The 13,945-nt window shown below is 65.7% G+C and carries 13 protein-coding genes; 5 read left to right on the top strand and 8 right to left on the bottom strand.

Annotation, left to right across the window (positions count from 1 at the left end; all coding sequences use genetic code 11):
- Positions 1 to 174: 174 nt before the first annotated feature.
- Complete coding sequence (locus AC6H42_RS27330; protein ID WP_229418174.1) at positions 175 to 930, bottom strand: CAP domain-containing protein; 756 nt, start codon at positions 928 to 930, stop codon at positions 175 to 177.
- 263 nt (positions 931 to 1,193) lie between these two features.
- On the opposite strand from AC6H42_RS27330, the gene AC6H42_RS27335 reads away from it, so the two are divergent.
- Both AC6H42_RS27335 and AC6H42_RS27340 read left to right on the top strand, forming a co-directional pair.
- Positions 1,194 to 2,726: a thymidine phosphorylase family protein gene (locus AC6H42_RS27335; RefSeq protein WP_497549388.1), complete on the top strand. Its 1,533-nt coding sequence runs from the start codon at positions 1,194 to 1,196 to the stop codon at positions 2,724 to 2,726.
- Entirely contained in the window at positions 2,723 to 3,622 is a 900-nt protein-coding gene (locus AC6H42_RS27340; protein ID WP_497549389.1) for a ribose-phosphate diphosphokinase, read from the top strand. The genes AC6H42_RS27335 and AC6H42_RS27340 overlap by 4 nt, the downstream gene beginning before the upstream one ends.
- Positions 3,623 to 3,673: 51 nt before the next feature.
- On the opposite strand, the gene AC6H42_RS27345 is transcribed toward AC6H42_RS27340, so the two are convergent.
- Positions 3,674 to 5,107 (bottom strand): MBL fold metallo-hydrolase, encoded by a 1,434-nt coding sequence (locus AC6H42_RS27345; RefSeq protein WP_497549390.1) that lies wholly within the window; start codon positions 5,105 to 5,107, stop codon positions 3,674 to 3,676.
- Between the two features lie 144 nt (positions 5,108 to 5,251).
- On the opposite strand from AC6H42_RS27345, the gene AC6H42_RS27350 reads away from it, so the two are divergent.
- Entirely contained in the window at positions 5,252 to 5,500 is a 249-nt protein-coding gene (locus AC6H42_RS27350; protein ID WP_028833860.1) for a DUF3297 family protein, read from the top strand.
- A gap of 25 nt (positions 5,501 to 5,525) precedes the next feature.
- Here the strand turns inward: AC6H42_RS27350 and AC6H42_RS27355 are convergent, their stop codons facing one another.
- On the bottom strand, positions 5,526 to 6,077 hold the full coding sequence (locus AC6H42_RS27355) for a M61 family metallopeptidase (protein ID WP_057155435.1): 552 nt from the start codon (positions 6,075 to 6,077) through the stop codon (positions 5,526 to 5,528).
- A gap of 9 nt (positions 6,078 to 6,086) precedes the next feature.
- Positions 6,087 to 7,811 carry a flavin monoamine oxidase family protein gene (locus AC6H42_RS27360; protein ID WP_057155434.1) on the bottom strand — a complete coding sequence of 575 codons (1,725 nt, stop codon included), beginning with the start codon at positions 7,809 to 7,811 and terminating at the stop codon, positions 6,087 to 6,089.
- Between the two features lie 176 nt (positions 7,812 to 7,987).
- On the opposite strand from AC6H42_RS27360, the gene AC6H42_RS27365 reads away from it, so the two are divergent.
- Positions 7,988 to 9,601, top strand: a complete 1,614-nt coding sequence (locus tag AC6H42_RS27365; protein WP_497549391.1) for a sigma-54-dependent transcriptional regulator — start codon at positions 7,988 to 7,990, stop codon at positions 9,599 to 9,601.
- 4 nt (positions 9,602 to 9,605) lie between these two features.
- Here AC6H42_RS27365 and AC6H42_RS27370 read toward each other — a convergent pair whose 3' ends face one another.
- From AC6H42_RS27370 to AC6H42_RS27385, 4 genes are all read right to left on the bottom strand, one after another.
- Positions 9,606 to 9,872: a hypothetical protein gene (locus AC6H42_RS27370; RefSeq protein WP_157200931.1), complete on the bottom strand. Its 267-nt coding sequence runs from the start codon at positions 9,870 to 9,872 to the stop codon at positions 9,606 to 9,608.
- 94 nt (positions 9,873 to 9,966) lie between these two features.
- Positions 9,967 to 10,497 (bottom strand): hypothetical protein, encoded by a 531-nt coding sequence (locus AC6H42_RS27375; protein ID WP_057155432.1) that lies wholly within the window; start codon positions 10,495 to 10,497, stop codon positions 9,967 to 9,969.
- Positions 10,494 to 12,746 carry a protein kinase domain-containing protein gene (locus AC6H42_RS27380; RefSeq protein ID WP_497549392.1) on the bottom strand — a complete coding sequence of 751 codons (2,253 nt, stop codon included), beginning with the start codon at positions 12,744 to 12,746 and terminating at the stop codon, positions 10,494 to 10,496. Before AC6H42_RS27380 ends, AC6H42_RS27375 begins: the two co-directional genes overlap by 4 nt.
- Before the next feature lie 169 nt (positions 12,747 to 12,915).
- Complete coding sequence (locus tag AC6H42_RS27385; RefSeq protein WP_057155430.1) at positions 12,916 to 13,107, bottom strand: hypothetical protein; 192 nt, start codon at positions 13,105 to 13,107, stop codon at positions 12,916 to 12,918.
- Between the two features lie 154 nt (positions 13,108 to 13,261).
- Here AC6H42_RS27385 and AC6H42_RS27390 point away from each other — a divergent pair, with 154 nt between their 5' ends.
- Positions 13,262 to 13,900 carry an NAD(P)H-dependent oxidoreductase gene (locus AC6H42_RS27390; RefSeq protein ID WP_057155429.1) on the top strand — a complete coding sequence of 213 codons (639 nt, stop codon included), beginning with the start codon at positions 13,262 to 13,264 and terminating at the stop codon, positions 13,898 to 13,900.
- Positions 13,901 to 13,945 lie beyond the last annotated feature (45 nt).

Genomic DNA, 13,945 nt, shown 5'->3' on the forward strand with positions numbered 1-13,945 from the left:
GAGTTTATTGTCGGAAAACGGACGTGTGTTTAGCGCTCAGGAAATAATCACAGCAATGAGCAGCATTGTTGTTTTTGCCCTGTTTAGCTATATCGAATTGGGGAAAAGCTATATCGGAAGGGCATAACGGCGTTCGAATCAATCAACCAATTGATTGATTCGAACGCATTACGCTTATCGCGCTGCACCAATTACCTGCGTCCAATACATTATCCGGCGCTCGGTATTGAGCGAATACGCGACGCCCATTTCGGTAAATGCGGGGTTCATGACATTGGCGCAATGGCCGGGACTGTCCAGCCAGCCGGCCACGGCTTCCTCGGCGGTATTGATGCCGGAGGCGATGTTCTCGCCTATCGAGCGCCAGGCATAGCCGGCGCGCGCCGCGCGCTCGGCCACAAAGCTGCCGTCGCGCGCCTGGTGGCTGAAGTAGCGCTGCGCGGCCATGTCGCGGCTGTGCGCCTGCGCCGCCTGGGTCAGTGCTGGGTTCAGGGACAGCGGTTTGGCGGCGCCGAACAGGCGCGCGCCGCACAGCCGGGGCGCCGCGCGCGCGGCGTTCACGGCAGCCAGCGCGGCGGCGTTGGCCGCAACCGGATCGGGCAGGGGAATCGGGCGCTGCGGCTCGGCGAGCAGCACTTGCCATGCGTCGCCTTGCCGCGACGCGCCCAGCGCCGTAAATTGCGGGCTGAGCAACTGGCGGCAGTATTTTTCGCGCAGCACGGCCATCGCGCCCGCCGCGTCCGGCGCCCCGCTCACGAAAATGGCGGCCGCTTGCTCAACCGGATAGCCGGCCCGCTCCAGCGCCAGTTCGATGAAGGCCCCGGTGCCCAGCCGGACCGAGGACAGGGCGGAAGGCGTCGCCAGCGGCGGCAAGGGCCCCGCGGCCTGGCCGCCGCACTGCTGCGGCACGGCGCGGTATGCATTGATCAAGCCGGTTAGCCCCGGCTCGGCCGCGCTCGCTGGCGCCGCGCCATGCAGCGCAGCGCAGGCCAATGCCGCGCCGAGCAGGGCCGACCGCGCCTTGCATGGGACAGAGGCGGATAAAACAACGGGAAAAAGGCGTGCTGGCATGGCTGCCATGTTACCGCGCCGGTGCTATTGCAGGGTGCTTTGATCCAGGTCAAGTCGTGCGGCTGCTTTCTGGCGCTGGGGCCGTTATCTTGGAAGCATGCGCAACTGTGTAGGGGAAAGGCATGCTAGCAGGAATAACGGAAAGCGACATGGCAGGGGCCGGGCTGCGTTTGCGGCGGCTGGGCATCGACACGTACCAGCAGCCGGTGGTGTATTTGCGCAGCGATAGCCCGATCTGCAAAGCCGAAGGTTTCGAGGCGCAGTCGCGGCTGGAAATCCGCCACGGCGGCCGCTGCGTGGTGGCGACGCTGAATGTGGCGGTGGCGCCGCTGCTGGAGCTGGATGAAGCGGGCGTGTCCGAGGCGGCCTGGCGCGCGCTGGAGGCGGCCGAGGGCACGCTGGTGCACCTGGCGCACGCGCCGCCGCTGCCTTCGTTCGGCGCCATCCGCGCCAAGATTTTCGGCCGTCCGCTGGAGCGCGATGCGGCCGGCGCCATCGTGACGGATATCGCCGCCGGGCGCTACTCCGATATCGAACTGGCCGCCATGATCGCGGCCTGCTCCGGCAACCGGCTGGACGCTGCCGAAACCTGCTCGCTGACCGCCGCCATGGTGGCGGCCGGCCAGCGCCTGCGCTGGGACGCGCCGCTGGTGGTGGACAAGCATTGCGTGGGCGGCCTGCCGGGCAACCGCACCACCTTGCTGGTGGTGCCCATCATCGCCGCGTGCGGTCTGGTGATACCGAAAACCTCCTCGCGCGCCATTACTTCGCCGGCCGGCACGGCCGACGTGATGGAAACGCTGGCGCCGGTGGCGCTGGACGCGGCCGCCATGCGCCGCGTGGTGGAGCGGGAGGGCGGCTGCATCGCCTGGGGCGGCGCCATGGCGCTCAGCCCGGTGGACGACTTGCTGATCCGCGTGGAGCGCCCGCTCGGCCTCGACAGCGACGGCTTGCTGGTGGCCTCCATCCTGTCCAAGAAGGTGGCGGCCGGCTCCACCCACGTGCTGGTCGATATGCCGGTGGGGCGCACAGCCAAGGTGCGCTCGCTGGAGGCGGCCAGCGCGCTGGCGCAGCGATTGCGCTGGGTCGGCGAGCAGCTCGGGCTGGCCGTGAGCATCGAGCTGACCGATGGCTCCCAGCCGGTGGGGCGCGGCATCGGCCCGGCACTGGAGGCCTTCGACGTGCTGGCCGTGCTGCAGAACCAGCCCGGCGCGCCGCAGGACCTGCGGCGGCGCGGCCTGCTGCTGGCAGGCCATTTGCTCGAAGCGAGCGGCCAGGCGGCGGCGGGCTGGGGCCTGGCCAAGGCCACCGAAGTGCTGGACAGCGGCGCGGCCTGGCGCAAGCTGCAGGCCATCTGCGCGGCCCAGGGCGGCTTGCGCGAGCCGCCGCGTGCGGCCTACACGCAGGATCTCTGTGCGGCGCACGCGGGCCGCGTGGCCGCCATCGACAACCGCGCCCTGGCGCGCTGCGCCAAGCTGGCCGGCGCGCCCAAGGCGGCCGCCGCCGGCCTGATGTTCCACGCGCCGCTGGGCGCCATGGTGGACGTGGGCCAGCCGCTGCTGACCTTGCACGCTGAATCGCCGGGCGAACTGGCATACGCGCTGGCCTATGCGCGCAGCCAGGAACACATGATCACGCTGGAGGAAGCGCCATGATGCCGCTGCTGTTTGCCTTGCCCGGCGCCGAGGCGTGGCCGGCCAGGCTGCAGGCCGACTGGCGGTGCGATACGGCGCCGCTGCTGCTGCACCGCTTTCCCGACGGCGAATGCTGTCCGCGCTTCGGCGCCGCGCTGGTAGGGCGCGACGTGGTGCTGGTGGCGACGCCGGACGGGCCGGACGCCGGCCTGTTCGCGCTCTACCTGTGCGCCAGCGTGGCGCGCGAGCTCGGCGCGCGCAGTGTGGGCCTGGTGCTGCCCTATCTTCCCTATATGCGGCAGGACGCCGCGTTCGCGCCGGGGCAGGGCGTTACCTCGCTGCACGTGGCGCGCCTGCTGTCGGGCTGCGCCGACTGGCTGGCCACGGTCGATCCCCACCTGCACCGCCACCCCACGCTGGGGCACGCCTACACGCTGGCGGCCGAGGCGGTGCCGTCGGCGCCGGCCATCGCACTGTGGCTGGCGGCCAATGTGACGCGGCCCTACCTGGTGGGGCCGGACAGCGAAAGCGCGCAGTGGGTGGGCGAAGTGGCGCGCCTGGCAGGGTGCCCCTGGACGGCGCTGGAGAAGCAGCGGCACGGCGACCGCGACGTGAGCGTGGCCGACACCGCCGCCAAGCTGGGCGACATCGGCGCCGCCACGCCGGTGCTGATCGACGACATGGCCTCCAGCGGCCGCACCATGGCCGCGGCGGTGCGCTTGCTGAAGCAGGCCGGCCTGGCCGCACCGGTGTGCGTGGTGGTGCACGCCCTGTTCGGGAGCGACGCGCTGGCCACGCTGCGCCGTGCAGGGCCGGCGCGCATCATCAGCTGCAACACCGTGGCACACGTCAGCAACGGCATCGACGTGGCGCCGCAGCTGGCGCGGGCGGCCGAGCGTCTGTTGCGGAGCCGCTAAGCCTTGCCGAACGAGTCTTCTGGCCTATGCAGACGGGCCTTGGTGCGCGATTCAAGAGGGCCGTGAGCGCCCCAAGCCGACAGTTGTACGCGGCGAGGTTGGCGGTGCCCCATTGTCGCGTGGCAGCGGCGGCAGTTCGACCTCGTCGCCGTATCCGGGCACCTCTGCCTGCCAGTGCAGGTGGCGCGCGATCTGCTGGCGCAGCGCTTCGGCCGCCGGCGGTTCGCCGTGGGTGAGGAAGATGCGGCGTGGCGCTGCGCGGAAGCCGCCCAGCCAGGTCAGCAGTTCACCCTGGTCCGCATGCGCCGACAGGTTGTCGATCTGTAGCACCTGGGCCCGCACTGGCACATATTCGCCATGGATCTTGACGGCGTCGGTGCCGTCCACCATGGCCGCGCCGCGCGTGCCGCCGGCCTGGAAGCCGGCAAACAGGACGGTGTTGCGGCGGTCCGGCGCGAACGCCTTCAGGTGATGCAGCACGCGCCCGCCGGTGGCCATGCCGCTGGCGGCGATGATCACCATCGGCAGCCGGCGGCGGTTCAGATCGATGGATTGCTCCACGCTGTTCACAATCGTGGCGGCGTGGCTCATGGCTTCGCAGTCGTGCACGCTGAGCCGGTGGTCGTGCCGGTGGCGGCGGTACAGCGCGGTCACGTCGGCCGCCATCGGGCTGTTCAGGTAGACCGGCAGCGGCGGCAGTTCGCCAGCCGCCTTCAGCCGCTGCATGTAGTACAGCAGCGTTTGCGCGCGGCCCACGGCGAAGGACGGAATGACGGTGACGCCGCCGCGCGCGGCCGTGGCCTTGATGGTGGCCGCCAGCAGCACGGCTGGATCCTCCGGATTGTGCACCCGGTCGCCGTAGGTCGATTCCATGACCAGGTAGTCGCTTTGCTCGAAATGTTCGGGCGGGGCCATCAGCGGATCGTGCTGGCGTCCCAGGTCGCCGGAAAAGACCACGCTGGCGCCGTCCGCTTCGATGCGGACCATGGCCGCACCCAGGATGTGGCCGGCGTGCCGCAAGGTGGCCTGGAAGGCGCTGCCGGCGCGGAAAGTGTGGCCAAAGGGCACCGGGGTGAGGCGCTCCAGCGCCGCCAGCGCGTCCGCTTCGGTGTACAGCGGCAACGCCGGATTGTGCTTGCTGTAGCCGCGCCGGTTGGCAAAGGCTGCTTCCTCCTCCAGCAGGCGGCCGCTGTCGGGCAGCAGGATGCGGCACAGGTCGCGCGTCGCCTCGCTGCAGTAGATGGGGCCCTTGAAACCGTCGCGCACCAGCAGCGGCAGGCCGCCGCTGTGGTCCAGGTGGGCGTGCGTCAGCACCACGGCGCTCAGCTGGCCCGGGGCCACCGGCAGCGGTTCGCGGTTGCGCAGGCGCAACGCCTTGTAACCCTGGAACAGCCCGCAGTCGACCATGATGCGCTCGCTGCCGCTGGTGAGCACGTAGCGCGAGCCGGTAACGGTACCGGTGGCGCCCAGAAATGTCAGTTTCATTGCTGTCTCCCGCAGGCGCCGGGCGGCGGTGGCCGCGCGCCGGACCTGACCTTCACGATAGCGGAGCGCGCCGCGCATTGCAGCGGGGGAACTTGATCTGGATCAACTAGGCGGGAAACTTTTTTTAGTGGATAATTAGGGCCTATGAACGATACCACCACCCCACCACCACTGCCGGACCGCCTGTCGGTCGACCCGAAAAGCCCGCATCACCACCTGCCAGTGCTGCAGCACGACATCGGCATCAAGTTCAACGACAAAGAGCGTCTGGATGTCGAGGAATACTGCATCAGCGAAGGCTGGATCAAGGTTGCCGCCGGCAAATCGCTGGACCGCAAGGGCCGCCCCATGCTGATCAAGCTGAGCGGCAAGGTCGAAGCTTTCTATAAATAAGTACTATCCGGCCTATAAATAAGTACTATCCGGCCGCGTGCGCCAGTTGCACGTGGCGTTCCTCCGCGAACGACACCGGGGCGGCCAGCAGCTGCTCGTAGTTCGCATATTCCCAGTAGTTTTTTCCCAGCGCCAATGCACCGGCAGGATGGCGCACGGCCCAGCCGCGCGGCACCGAGTAGAGCACCCGGCAAGGTCCGGTGTGCGGCGCCAGCCGCAGATAGCAGCCGGCCGGCGCGATGCGGCCCAAACCGCGCTCGCGGCCGGCTACGGCTGGTGCGCCGCCCGTGCCCAGCGGCAGCGCGGACAGGCGGTAGGCAATTCCCAGCTTGTCCGAGCGCTGCTGCACCGTATAGCAGGACCAGCCGTGGCGCTGCATTTCGATATCCCGGTCCGTGCCCGGGTCGAACGCGCGCACGTCGGCCACGGCACGGCAGAACTGTTCAAAGTCATAATCGCCCTGCGCCAGGGCGGGCGCCAGCAGCGTGGTTTCGCGCGGCGTGAGCCCGGAGATGTGCAGCTGCACGCGCAGCTCCAGTTGCTGCGGGTCCAGTTCAACCTGATAAGCTACCTGCATGTCCACTCCTTAGTAACCGAGGTGATAGCGCGGGTCCAGCCAGAGCGGACGGCGCAGCCCGTAGTGCTCTTCCAGCATGCGCTCGGCCACGCAGAACGCGCCCTCGACCCAGCCCTGCTGGTCCGAATAGGCCTCGCCCACGATGTGGATGGCTTCCGCGCGGTCCGGCTTGCGCATGAAGGGCATCACGCGGTCCACCGCGTAGCCGGCCTGCCAGGCGTGGTAGCCGCCGCCGTAGGGATCGGCCGACCAGTCCTTGAACCAGGTGACGTAGGGATCGGGAATGCTCACGCCGCTGCCGTGCAGTTCGCGCAGCTCCTTCATCACCTCGTTCACCATGCGCTGCGAAGCCTGCATGTTCTGCAGGCCCTCCAGCTGCGCGGGCGCCACCAGCGCCGTGGCGCGCGGCTTGAACGGCTCGGGATGGCGCGCCAGCACCTGCCAGAACGGCGTGGCGCGCATGTCGTTGTAGCTGCCCAGCAGCAGCGAGTGGCTGTTGGAAGGATCGGTGCCGAAGTAATAGCACTGGCGCAGCGGCAGATCGGTGATGGAGTGGCCGGACTGCGCGCCGAAGCTCTGCTGCCACCACGGCTGCTCGAAGCCCATCAGGATCTTGTAGGCCGGTTCGGGGATCACGGCCGCCAGGTTGCGCTGCAATTCCTCGTTGCGGAAGAAGAAGCTGTCCTGCGCCAGCAGTTCCAGCGCACGGCGCGGCATGGCCAGCACCACGCTGTTGGCGTGCACGGCCCACGGCGCGCGGCCGGGGCGGTTCAGGAAATGCAGCGTGTAGCGGTAGCCCGGCTTGCTCGAACGCGTGAAGCCCAGCAGCTGGTTCTCGCGCCAGATGCAGCCGCCCGGCTCGGCCAGGTAGGCGTCCGCCAGGGCGTAGGCGAGGCCGTCGTAGCCGCCGGCGATGGTCTTGTACTCGGTGCCGGCGTTGGAGAGGTCGCCCACCATGTAGGGCAGGGCTTCGGCCGCGTTCCAGTTGATGGTGTTGGAGTAGTAGCCGCCGGCGTCGGCCAGGTAGTTGTAGCCCTCCTGGCCCACGCGGTCCTTCAGCATGTTCCAGAAACCCAGCTCGTTCACCAGCGCGTCCTGGTAGGGACCGGCGAAGCAGTAGCGCAGCTGCGGCTTGATGCGGCTCCAGTCCTCGGCGGTCAGCTCGAAAGTGTAGTCGTAGGCGCCGTAGTGCTTCACCTTGTCGGCGTAGCGCGCGTTGAACCACGGGTCGGCGGTCAGGACTTCGTACACCACCTTGTTGAACAGCTGGTCGGCGCTGTAGCCGATGTCGGCCTCGCTCAGCATGTAGCGGGTGAGTTGGCGGTCGCCGCGGGCCTGGGCGCGCTTCCACGCGTCGGCGCGCAGGTACTGCTTGCGCAGGAAGGCGAACAGGTGGGCGTTGTCGCCCATGGGGAAGGGCACGCTTTCCAGCGCGTGGCTGAACACCTGCTCGATCAGGGTGGCGACGATGGCCTGCGAGGACATGTAGCGCATGCCGCCCAGTTCGCCCACCACGTCCATGCCCGGCAAGACGACCGACTCCAGCCGCCCGCCGATGCGGTCGTCCATTTCGAACAGCTGCACCTGGGAGCCGGGCAGGCCGCCGTCGGTCACCAGGCGCCAGGCGCTGTACAATCCGGCCGCGCCGGCGCCGACCACGGCGACCTCGGTGCACAGGCCGTCCTGGTAGGTGCTGTTCATGGGGATACTGGTCAGTTCACTGCGTGTTTTCATCTTGTTGCTCCTGCAATTCATCGTTACTGAATGTCAATAGCAATCCCCATGCCTGCGCGCAAGAGTGGGGAAACCGCGTGATTTGCATATTGCAACCATTCCGTTTCATTAATTGACATGTCAAGCGGCGGGCTTTACATTGCCATTTACACTAGGAGAAGACTTTGGTTGCAGGCTTGAACGATACCGATTACACGCTGACCTCCCCGCTGCGCGACGCCGAAGTCAACGGCGGGCCGGTGCTGGCGCTCACGGTGCTGTGGCATCCCGACGCCGCACGCATCGGCGAACAGTACCTGGACGGCAGCGGCGACGGCGTGATCGAGCTGGGCCGCTTCATGCCCATGTTCAGCCGGCCCGGCAAGGACCGGCTGCCGCTGGGCTACGGCGGCATCTCGCGCCAGCCGCTGCGCATCGCCCGCACGCCGGACGGCGGCGTGGAAGTGACGCCGCCGGACAGCCGCATGATCTTCGAGCTGGACGGCGAGGAAGTGCGCGCCGTGCAGCACCTGGGACCGGAGCGCGTGGCTGAAGGGACCGTGCTGGGCCTGGGCCGCGCCGTGCTGCTGTGCCTGCACTGGGCCACCTCGCTGCCGCGCCACAACCCGGTGGCCGGGCTGCTGGGCGTGGGCAGCGCCGCCATCATGATGCGCGAGCAGATCCGCGCCGCCGCGCAGACCAATATGCCGGTGCTGCTGCTGGGCGAAACCGGCAGCGGCAAGGAAGTGGCCGCGCGCGCCATCCACGCCATGGGGCCGCGTTCTGGCGCGCCGCTGGTGGCGGTGAACATGGCCACCCTGAACGAATCGCTGGCGGCGGTGGAACTGTTCGGCGCCGCCAAGGGCGCCTACACCGGCGCGCAGACCGTGCGCATCGGCCTGTTCGGCGAGGCTGACGGCGCCACCCTGTTCCTGGACGAAATCGGCAACACCCCGGCCGTGGTGCAGCCCATGCTGCTGCGCGTGCTGGAAAGCGGCGACTACCGTCCCGTGGGCGCGCCGGCAGACCGCCACAGCAGCGCGCGCCTGATCGCCGCCACCGACCAGGACCTGTACGGCGGCTCGTTTAACCACGCGCTGCTGCGGCGCCTGGAAAGCTATGTGATCCCCATGACCCCGCTGCGCGAGCGGCGTGAGGATATCGGCGTGCTGATCCAGCACTTCCTGGCCGAGGGCGGGGCGACGGCGGAGGAATTCCCGTTCGCACTGGTGAGCGACTGCGCCTGCTACGACTGGCCGGGCAACGTGCGCCAGCTGGCGCAGGTGGTGCGGCGCGCGCTGCTGTCGGTGCGGATGGGGGAAGTGCCGCTGCTGACGGCGCTCACGCGCAGCGTGTCGGCGCCGCAGGGCAGCGCGGCCAGGCTGGCTGCTTCAGCGGCGCAGCATGACGAGGGCGGGGCGGATGGTGCGGCATACAGTGCCGGACAGGCCCGCGCTGGCTACGGCGGGGCAGGCCAGGCAGGCGCCAGCACGGCAGGAAGCGGTGCGCCGGTGCCGGCGGAAGCGCGGCGCGGGCGGCGGACGATGCCGGATCATGAAGAGGTGTTGGCCGCGATGGACGGCAACGGCTGGCGCATACTGAGCGCCGCGCAGTCGCTGGGGATTTCCCGTCCGACCATGTACAAGCTGCTGGATGAACATCCGCAGATCCGGCGACCCGAGCGGATCGCCGAAGAAGAGCTGCGCACCGCGCTCGCGGCCTGCGACGGCGCCGTCGACCGCTGCGCCGCGCAGCTCAGAACACCTGCCGAGGCGCTAAGGCGTTACCTAGGGGCGTTGGGCATTAGTTGATGGCTTAGAGGCCGCTGCCGACTTCACATTCTGGGCCGCCAGCCACTGCACGCAGTTCGTCTTGGGTCAATGGGCGCATTTCAGCCACCGGCTTCTGCACTGGCGTTTCGCCAGCAAAAATTTTGCGGATGCTGGAGAAGATTGGTTCTTGTTGTGCGTGTTGCATACCTAATTCCTTGGAATAGTTAAAGGGCGTTGCGCTTTGCAGCTTAAAGCAGGCACCGAGGTGCTGCGTGCAGGTGGTGCGGCGAGCGCTGCTGTGAAAGTGCATGGGCCAAGCCACCGCGCTGTCGACCGCTGCGCCGCGCAGCTCAGAATAGGTGCCGAGGCGCTAAGGCCTGCTTCGTACCGGCTATGGCCGACATTTAGCCGCCCGGTCCTACTTCACACTCTGGATCAAATCCGAACACACGGCGCTCTTCGTGACCGAGCATATCGCCAGTACGGTGGATCGTTGTGGTCATGATGAAGGACAGTTCCCATCGGCCCAGATTTGAGCAATCAAACTGCACGGGCGGCACCCATACTGCTTCCTCATTACTCCCCTCAAATGCGCCAGTGCCAAAGTTGACTACCGCATTTTGACGAGCAAAAGGTGATGGTGGAGCGAACTGGCCTGCGTTTTCCATGTCCTCGCGGCGGGTGATCACGCGCGGCGTTGTGATAATGAAGCAGTCGTCAATGGTGACACGGTTCAGCTTTCCGTTCTTGCTCTTTGCAATGGCTACGAGTTTGAGCGTATCTCCTGTGACGAAGGCTAGCAGCCCAGTTTCTACGCCTTTGCCAGAGATAGGTTCGCCGTCAATCGTGAAAGACCACTGCAGCAACTGGCTATCTTGGTCAATATCAAAGATGACGGTGAGGACAACGTCCCCTGGTTTTCTCTTGTTGCTCATGGTTGGGCTCCATTTGTTGATTGGGACAGGTAGCGGGGGTCCCGTCTCAGTTCTACCAAGTCTGGCTCGGACTCGATTGCACTGGCCGGGTAGCCGTTCTTTTTAGCTTGCGCTAGTGCGGCAAGCGCAGGTTCTCTTTTTTTAAGCAATTCGTATGCCAAGCCCGCTCGGAAGTGGATATCCGGGCTGGTCGGAGCTGCGGAAGTAGCTTTTTCTAGCAATCCCACGCCCCGCTCGGCATCCCCAGCTCGTATAGAATACAATCCCATGCGTGACATCAAGGTTGCGTCTTTGGGAGTGCGCTGCAGGCGAGGTTCAAGTAGTTTAAGTGCCTTTTGATAGGCTTCTCGCGCCTGTGATGCGCGGCCGGGTATCCAGAGTAATGTATCGCCGAGATTGGCCCAGCGTAAGTAGCTATTGGGATTGCCGGTCGGAGGGGTAACTGCGCGTTCGAATGCGTCGGCCGCCCCAACATAGTCGCCGCGAGCGAACAAGGCGTTTCCTAAGCTCGTGTAAAGCACGCCATTTGGGCGGATCTGTAAGCCTTGCTGCAACACGCGCAGGCCTTCGTCACTGCGGTTTAGGCGCAGGAGGGCGGCATTCAGGCTGGCATAAGCGAACGCAGAATCCGGCTGCAATTGAATGCTGTGTCGAAATGCACGTTCTGCCTCTGCGTAGTTGCCTTGCTCGAAAAAGACCGCCCCAAGGGAATCCGCAAAAATGCGTTGACCGGGATTGCGTTTGATCGCCTGTTCGATCCATTGGCGGGCTTCGTCGTAGCGTCGCAGTCGGGTTAAAGCTTGGGATTTTCCAAAAGTGCCAAAAAAATGTCCGGGCTCCAATGCCAGCGCGCGCTCACACTCAGCCAGCGATTCCTCCTGTTGACCTTGCTTGGCCAGCACCCAACATTGAGCGGCATGGCTAAGCGCCAGTTGACTGTCCAGTTTTAGTGCCTGCTGGGCGCTGGCCGCCGCACGTTGCAACCAGGTTTCATCTTGCGTATCGTTGGCATAGCGAAAGCTATGTACCATGGACATGCCAGCCACGGCAGCGGCATTTTCAGGGTCTGCTTCCAAAATGGCGCTGAAGTCACGCGCAGCCGCTTCCAGTTGCTCAGGCTGTTCGTACTGCTGCAGGGCCGTCAGTGCACGCGAGATAGCTTGGGCCTTGGAAAAGGTTGGAACGGTTGTCCCGAGTAGCGGAGTCTTGGTCATCAACTGCCATCCCCCCACGCCTGCGCCTATCGCCAACACCGCAGCGGCAATAATCCTGCGGCGACGAGGCAGCAAGTGCGCCATGCGCTGCCTGACGCTGATCTTGTCTCGAAACTTGGCCCAGCTGTTATTGCCGCTGCCTTGAGTGCGCCCTGTTACCGCAGTGCCGGTTGAGTTGAGTTCCAGCTGATGGATGCACGTAATGATGCGTTGCCCCACTTGTCGCATAGCTGATAAGCGGTGATCAATGCGGCGGGCCGTCATGGCGCGAATCAACTGGACCACTTCGTCAGGCAGCGTATCGGGAAAAGTCCAGTCTGCAGACGAGGACTGCATCTGCGCCGCAGCCAATGCCAAGCCGCTCATGGTGCCGAAGGGCCGGGCACCAGTGGCCAATTCAAACAGGATCACGCCCATGGCGTAGATGTCCGACTGCCGCCCCGGCTGGGCGCCCAGCAGCACTTCCGGCGCCATGTAGGCAATGGTGCCTTGCTGCTCCAGCTGCATGACCGAGGTGGTGGCTTGCGCATCGTCGTGGAAGGCCAGGCCGAGGTCGAGGATGCGGACTTTGCCGGCCGGGTCCAGCATCAGGTTGGAGGGCTTCAGGTCGCCGTGCACCAGGCCGGATTCGTGCGCCGCTTCCATGGCTTCGGCCAGTTGGACCATCCAGCCCAGCACGGTGGCCAGGTCGAGCGGGTGTTCCTTGTCCTGCGCGAGCTGGCGCCAGGTCTGGCCGGCGATCAGCTCCATGACGATGGCCCAGCCTTCGTCGTCCTGCTCAATCGAGTAGATCTGCGCGAACGCCGGGTGGTGCAGCGAGGCGGTCATGCGCGCTTCTTTCACCAGGCTGGCGGGGTCGCGCAGCGGGTCGAGGGCGCGGTGGCGCTTGATGGCCACCTTGCGGCGCAGCCGGCTGTCCCAGCCTTCGTACACTTCGCCGTGTCCGCCGGCGCCCAGGCGCGCGAGAATTTGGTAATGCTTGAACTGCGGGACGTCTTGCGGCGGGCTGGTGACTTCGGCGGCGTGGTTTTCCATATCTTTCCGGGGACGGAACGGCGCTTGCGTTGCCGAACCGCCTTTCAATAGCAGATATGGTGAGTCTCGCATAGCGGACGCGCATCCGCCAGTGAAATATTGTGCCTAGGGAATCATTATGTAAGTCACGTGTCAAATTTGCATGTAAAACCGCCTTTCGGCGGTTTTTTTACATGTCAGTGTTGACAGTCTTGCGCCGTACGGCGATGGCCACGACGATACTCAGCGCACCCAGCAGCCAGGACGGGCGGTCGTCCTTGTTGGCGTTGGTGGCGGCTGCGTGGGCAGCAGGCGCCAGAGCGAGGATCGATGCGGCCACCAGTGCGGTGGAGACGGTCTTTCGTACAATTTCAGTGTTCATTTCCAACCCCGGTTACAGACATTGGCAACAGCGCCGTTAGTGGTACAGCAGGATGCATGCCAGTGAGCCGAAAACTTCATTAATGAATAGACTTGAAATGGCTGTGGCCGCCTAGATATAGGGGCTAGATCAACCTACAAGAAAGTGAGTCCCCATGTCCGATCTGCTGGAAGTGCTGAAATGGCGTTACGCCACCAAGAAGATGGAACCATCGAAGGCGGTTCCGCAAGAGAAAGTCGACCGCATCCTGGAAGCGGTGCGCCTGACGGCCAGCTCCAGCGGCCTGCAGCCGTATGAAGTGTTCGTGGTGACCAACCCCGAGCTGCGCGAGCAGATCAAGCCGCACGCGTGGAACCAGGCCCAGGTCACCGACTGCTCGCACCTGTTGGTGTTTGCCGCCTGGGACAATTACACCGCCGAGCGCATCAACCAGATGTTCGACCTGGTGAACGAAGAACGCGGCATCCGGAACGAGGGCTGGGAAGCCTACCGCCAGCAGCTGCTGAACAGCTATCCGCAGCGCGACGCGGAAACCAATTACCAGCACGCCGCCCGCCAGGCTTACATTGGCGTGGGCACGGCGCTGATCGCCGCTGCGCAGGAGCAAGTTGACTCGGTGCCGATGGAAGGTTTCGACCCGGCCAAGGTGGACGAGATCCTGAAGCTGCGCGAGCGCGGCCTGCGTTCGGTGGTGATGCTGCCGCTGGGCTACCGTGCCGACGAGGGCGACTGGCTGGTCAACCTCAAGAAGGTGCGTCGCCCGCGCGAGCAGTTCATTACCGAACTGAAATAAATACGCCGGGGTCAGTTCCGGCATCACGCCATTTTGGCGCGATGC

It is taken from the genome of Massilia sp. NBRC 108631 (assembly GCF_059704565.1).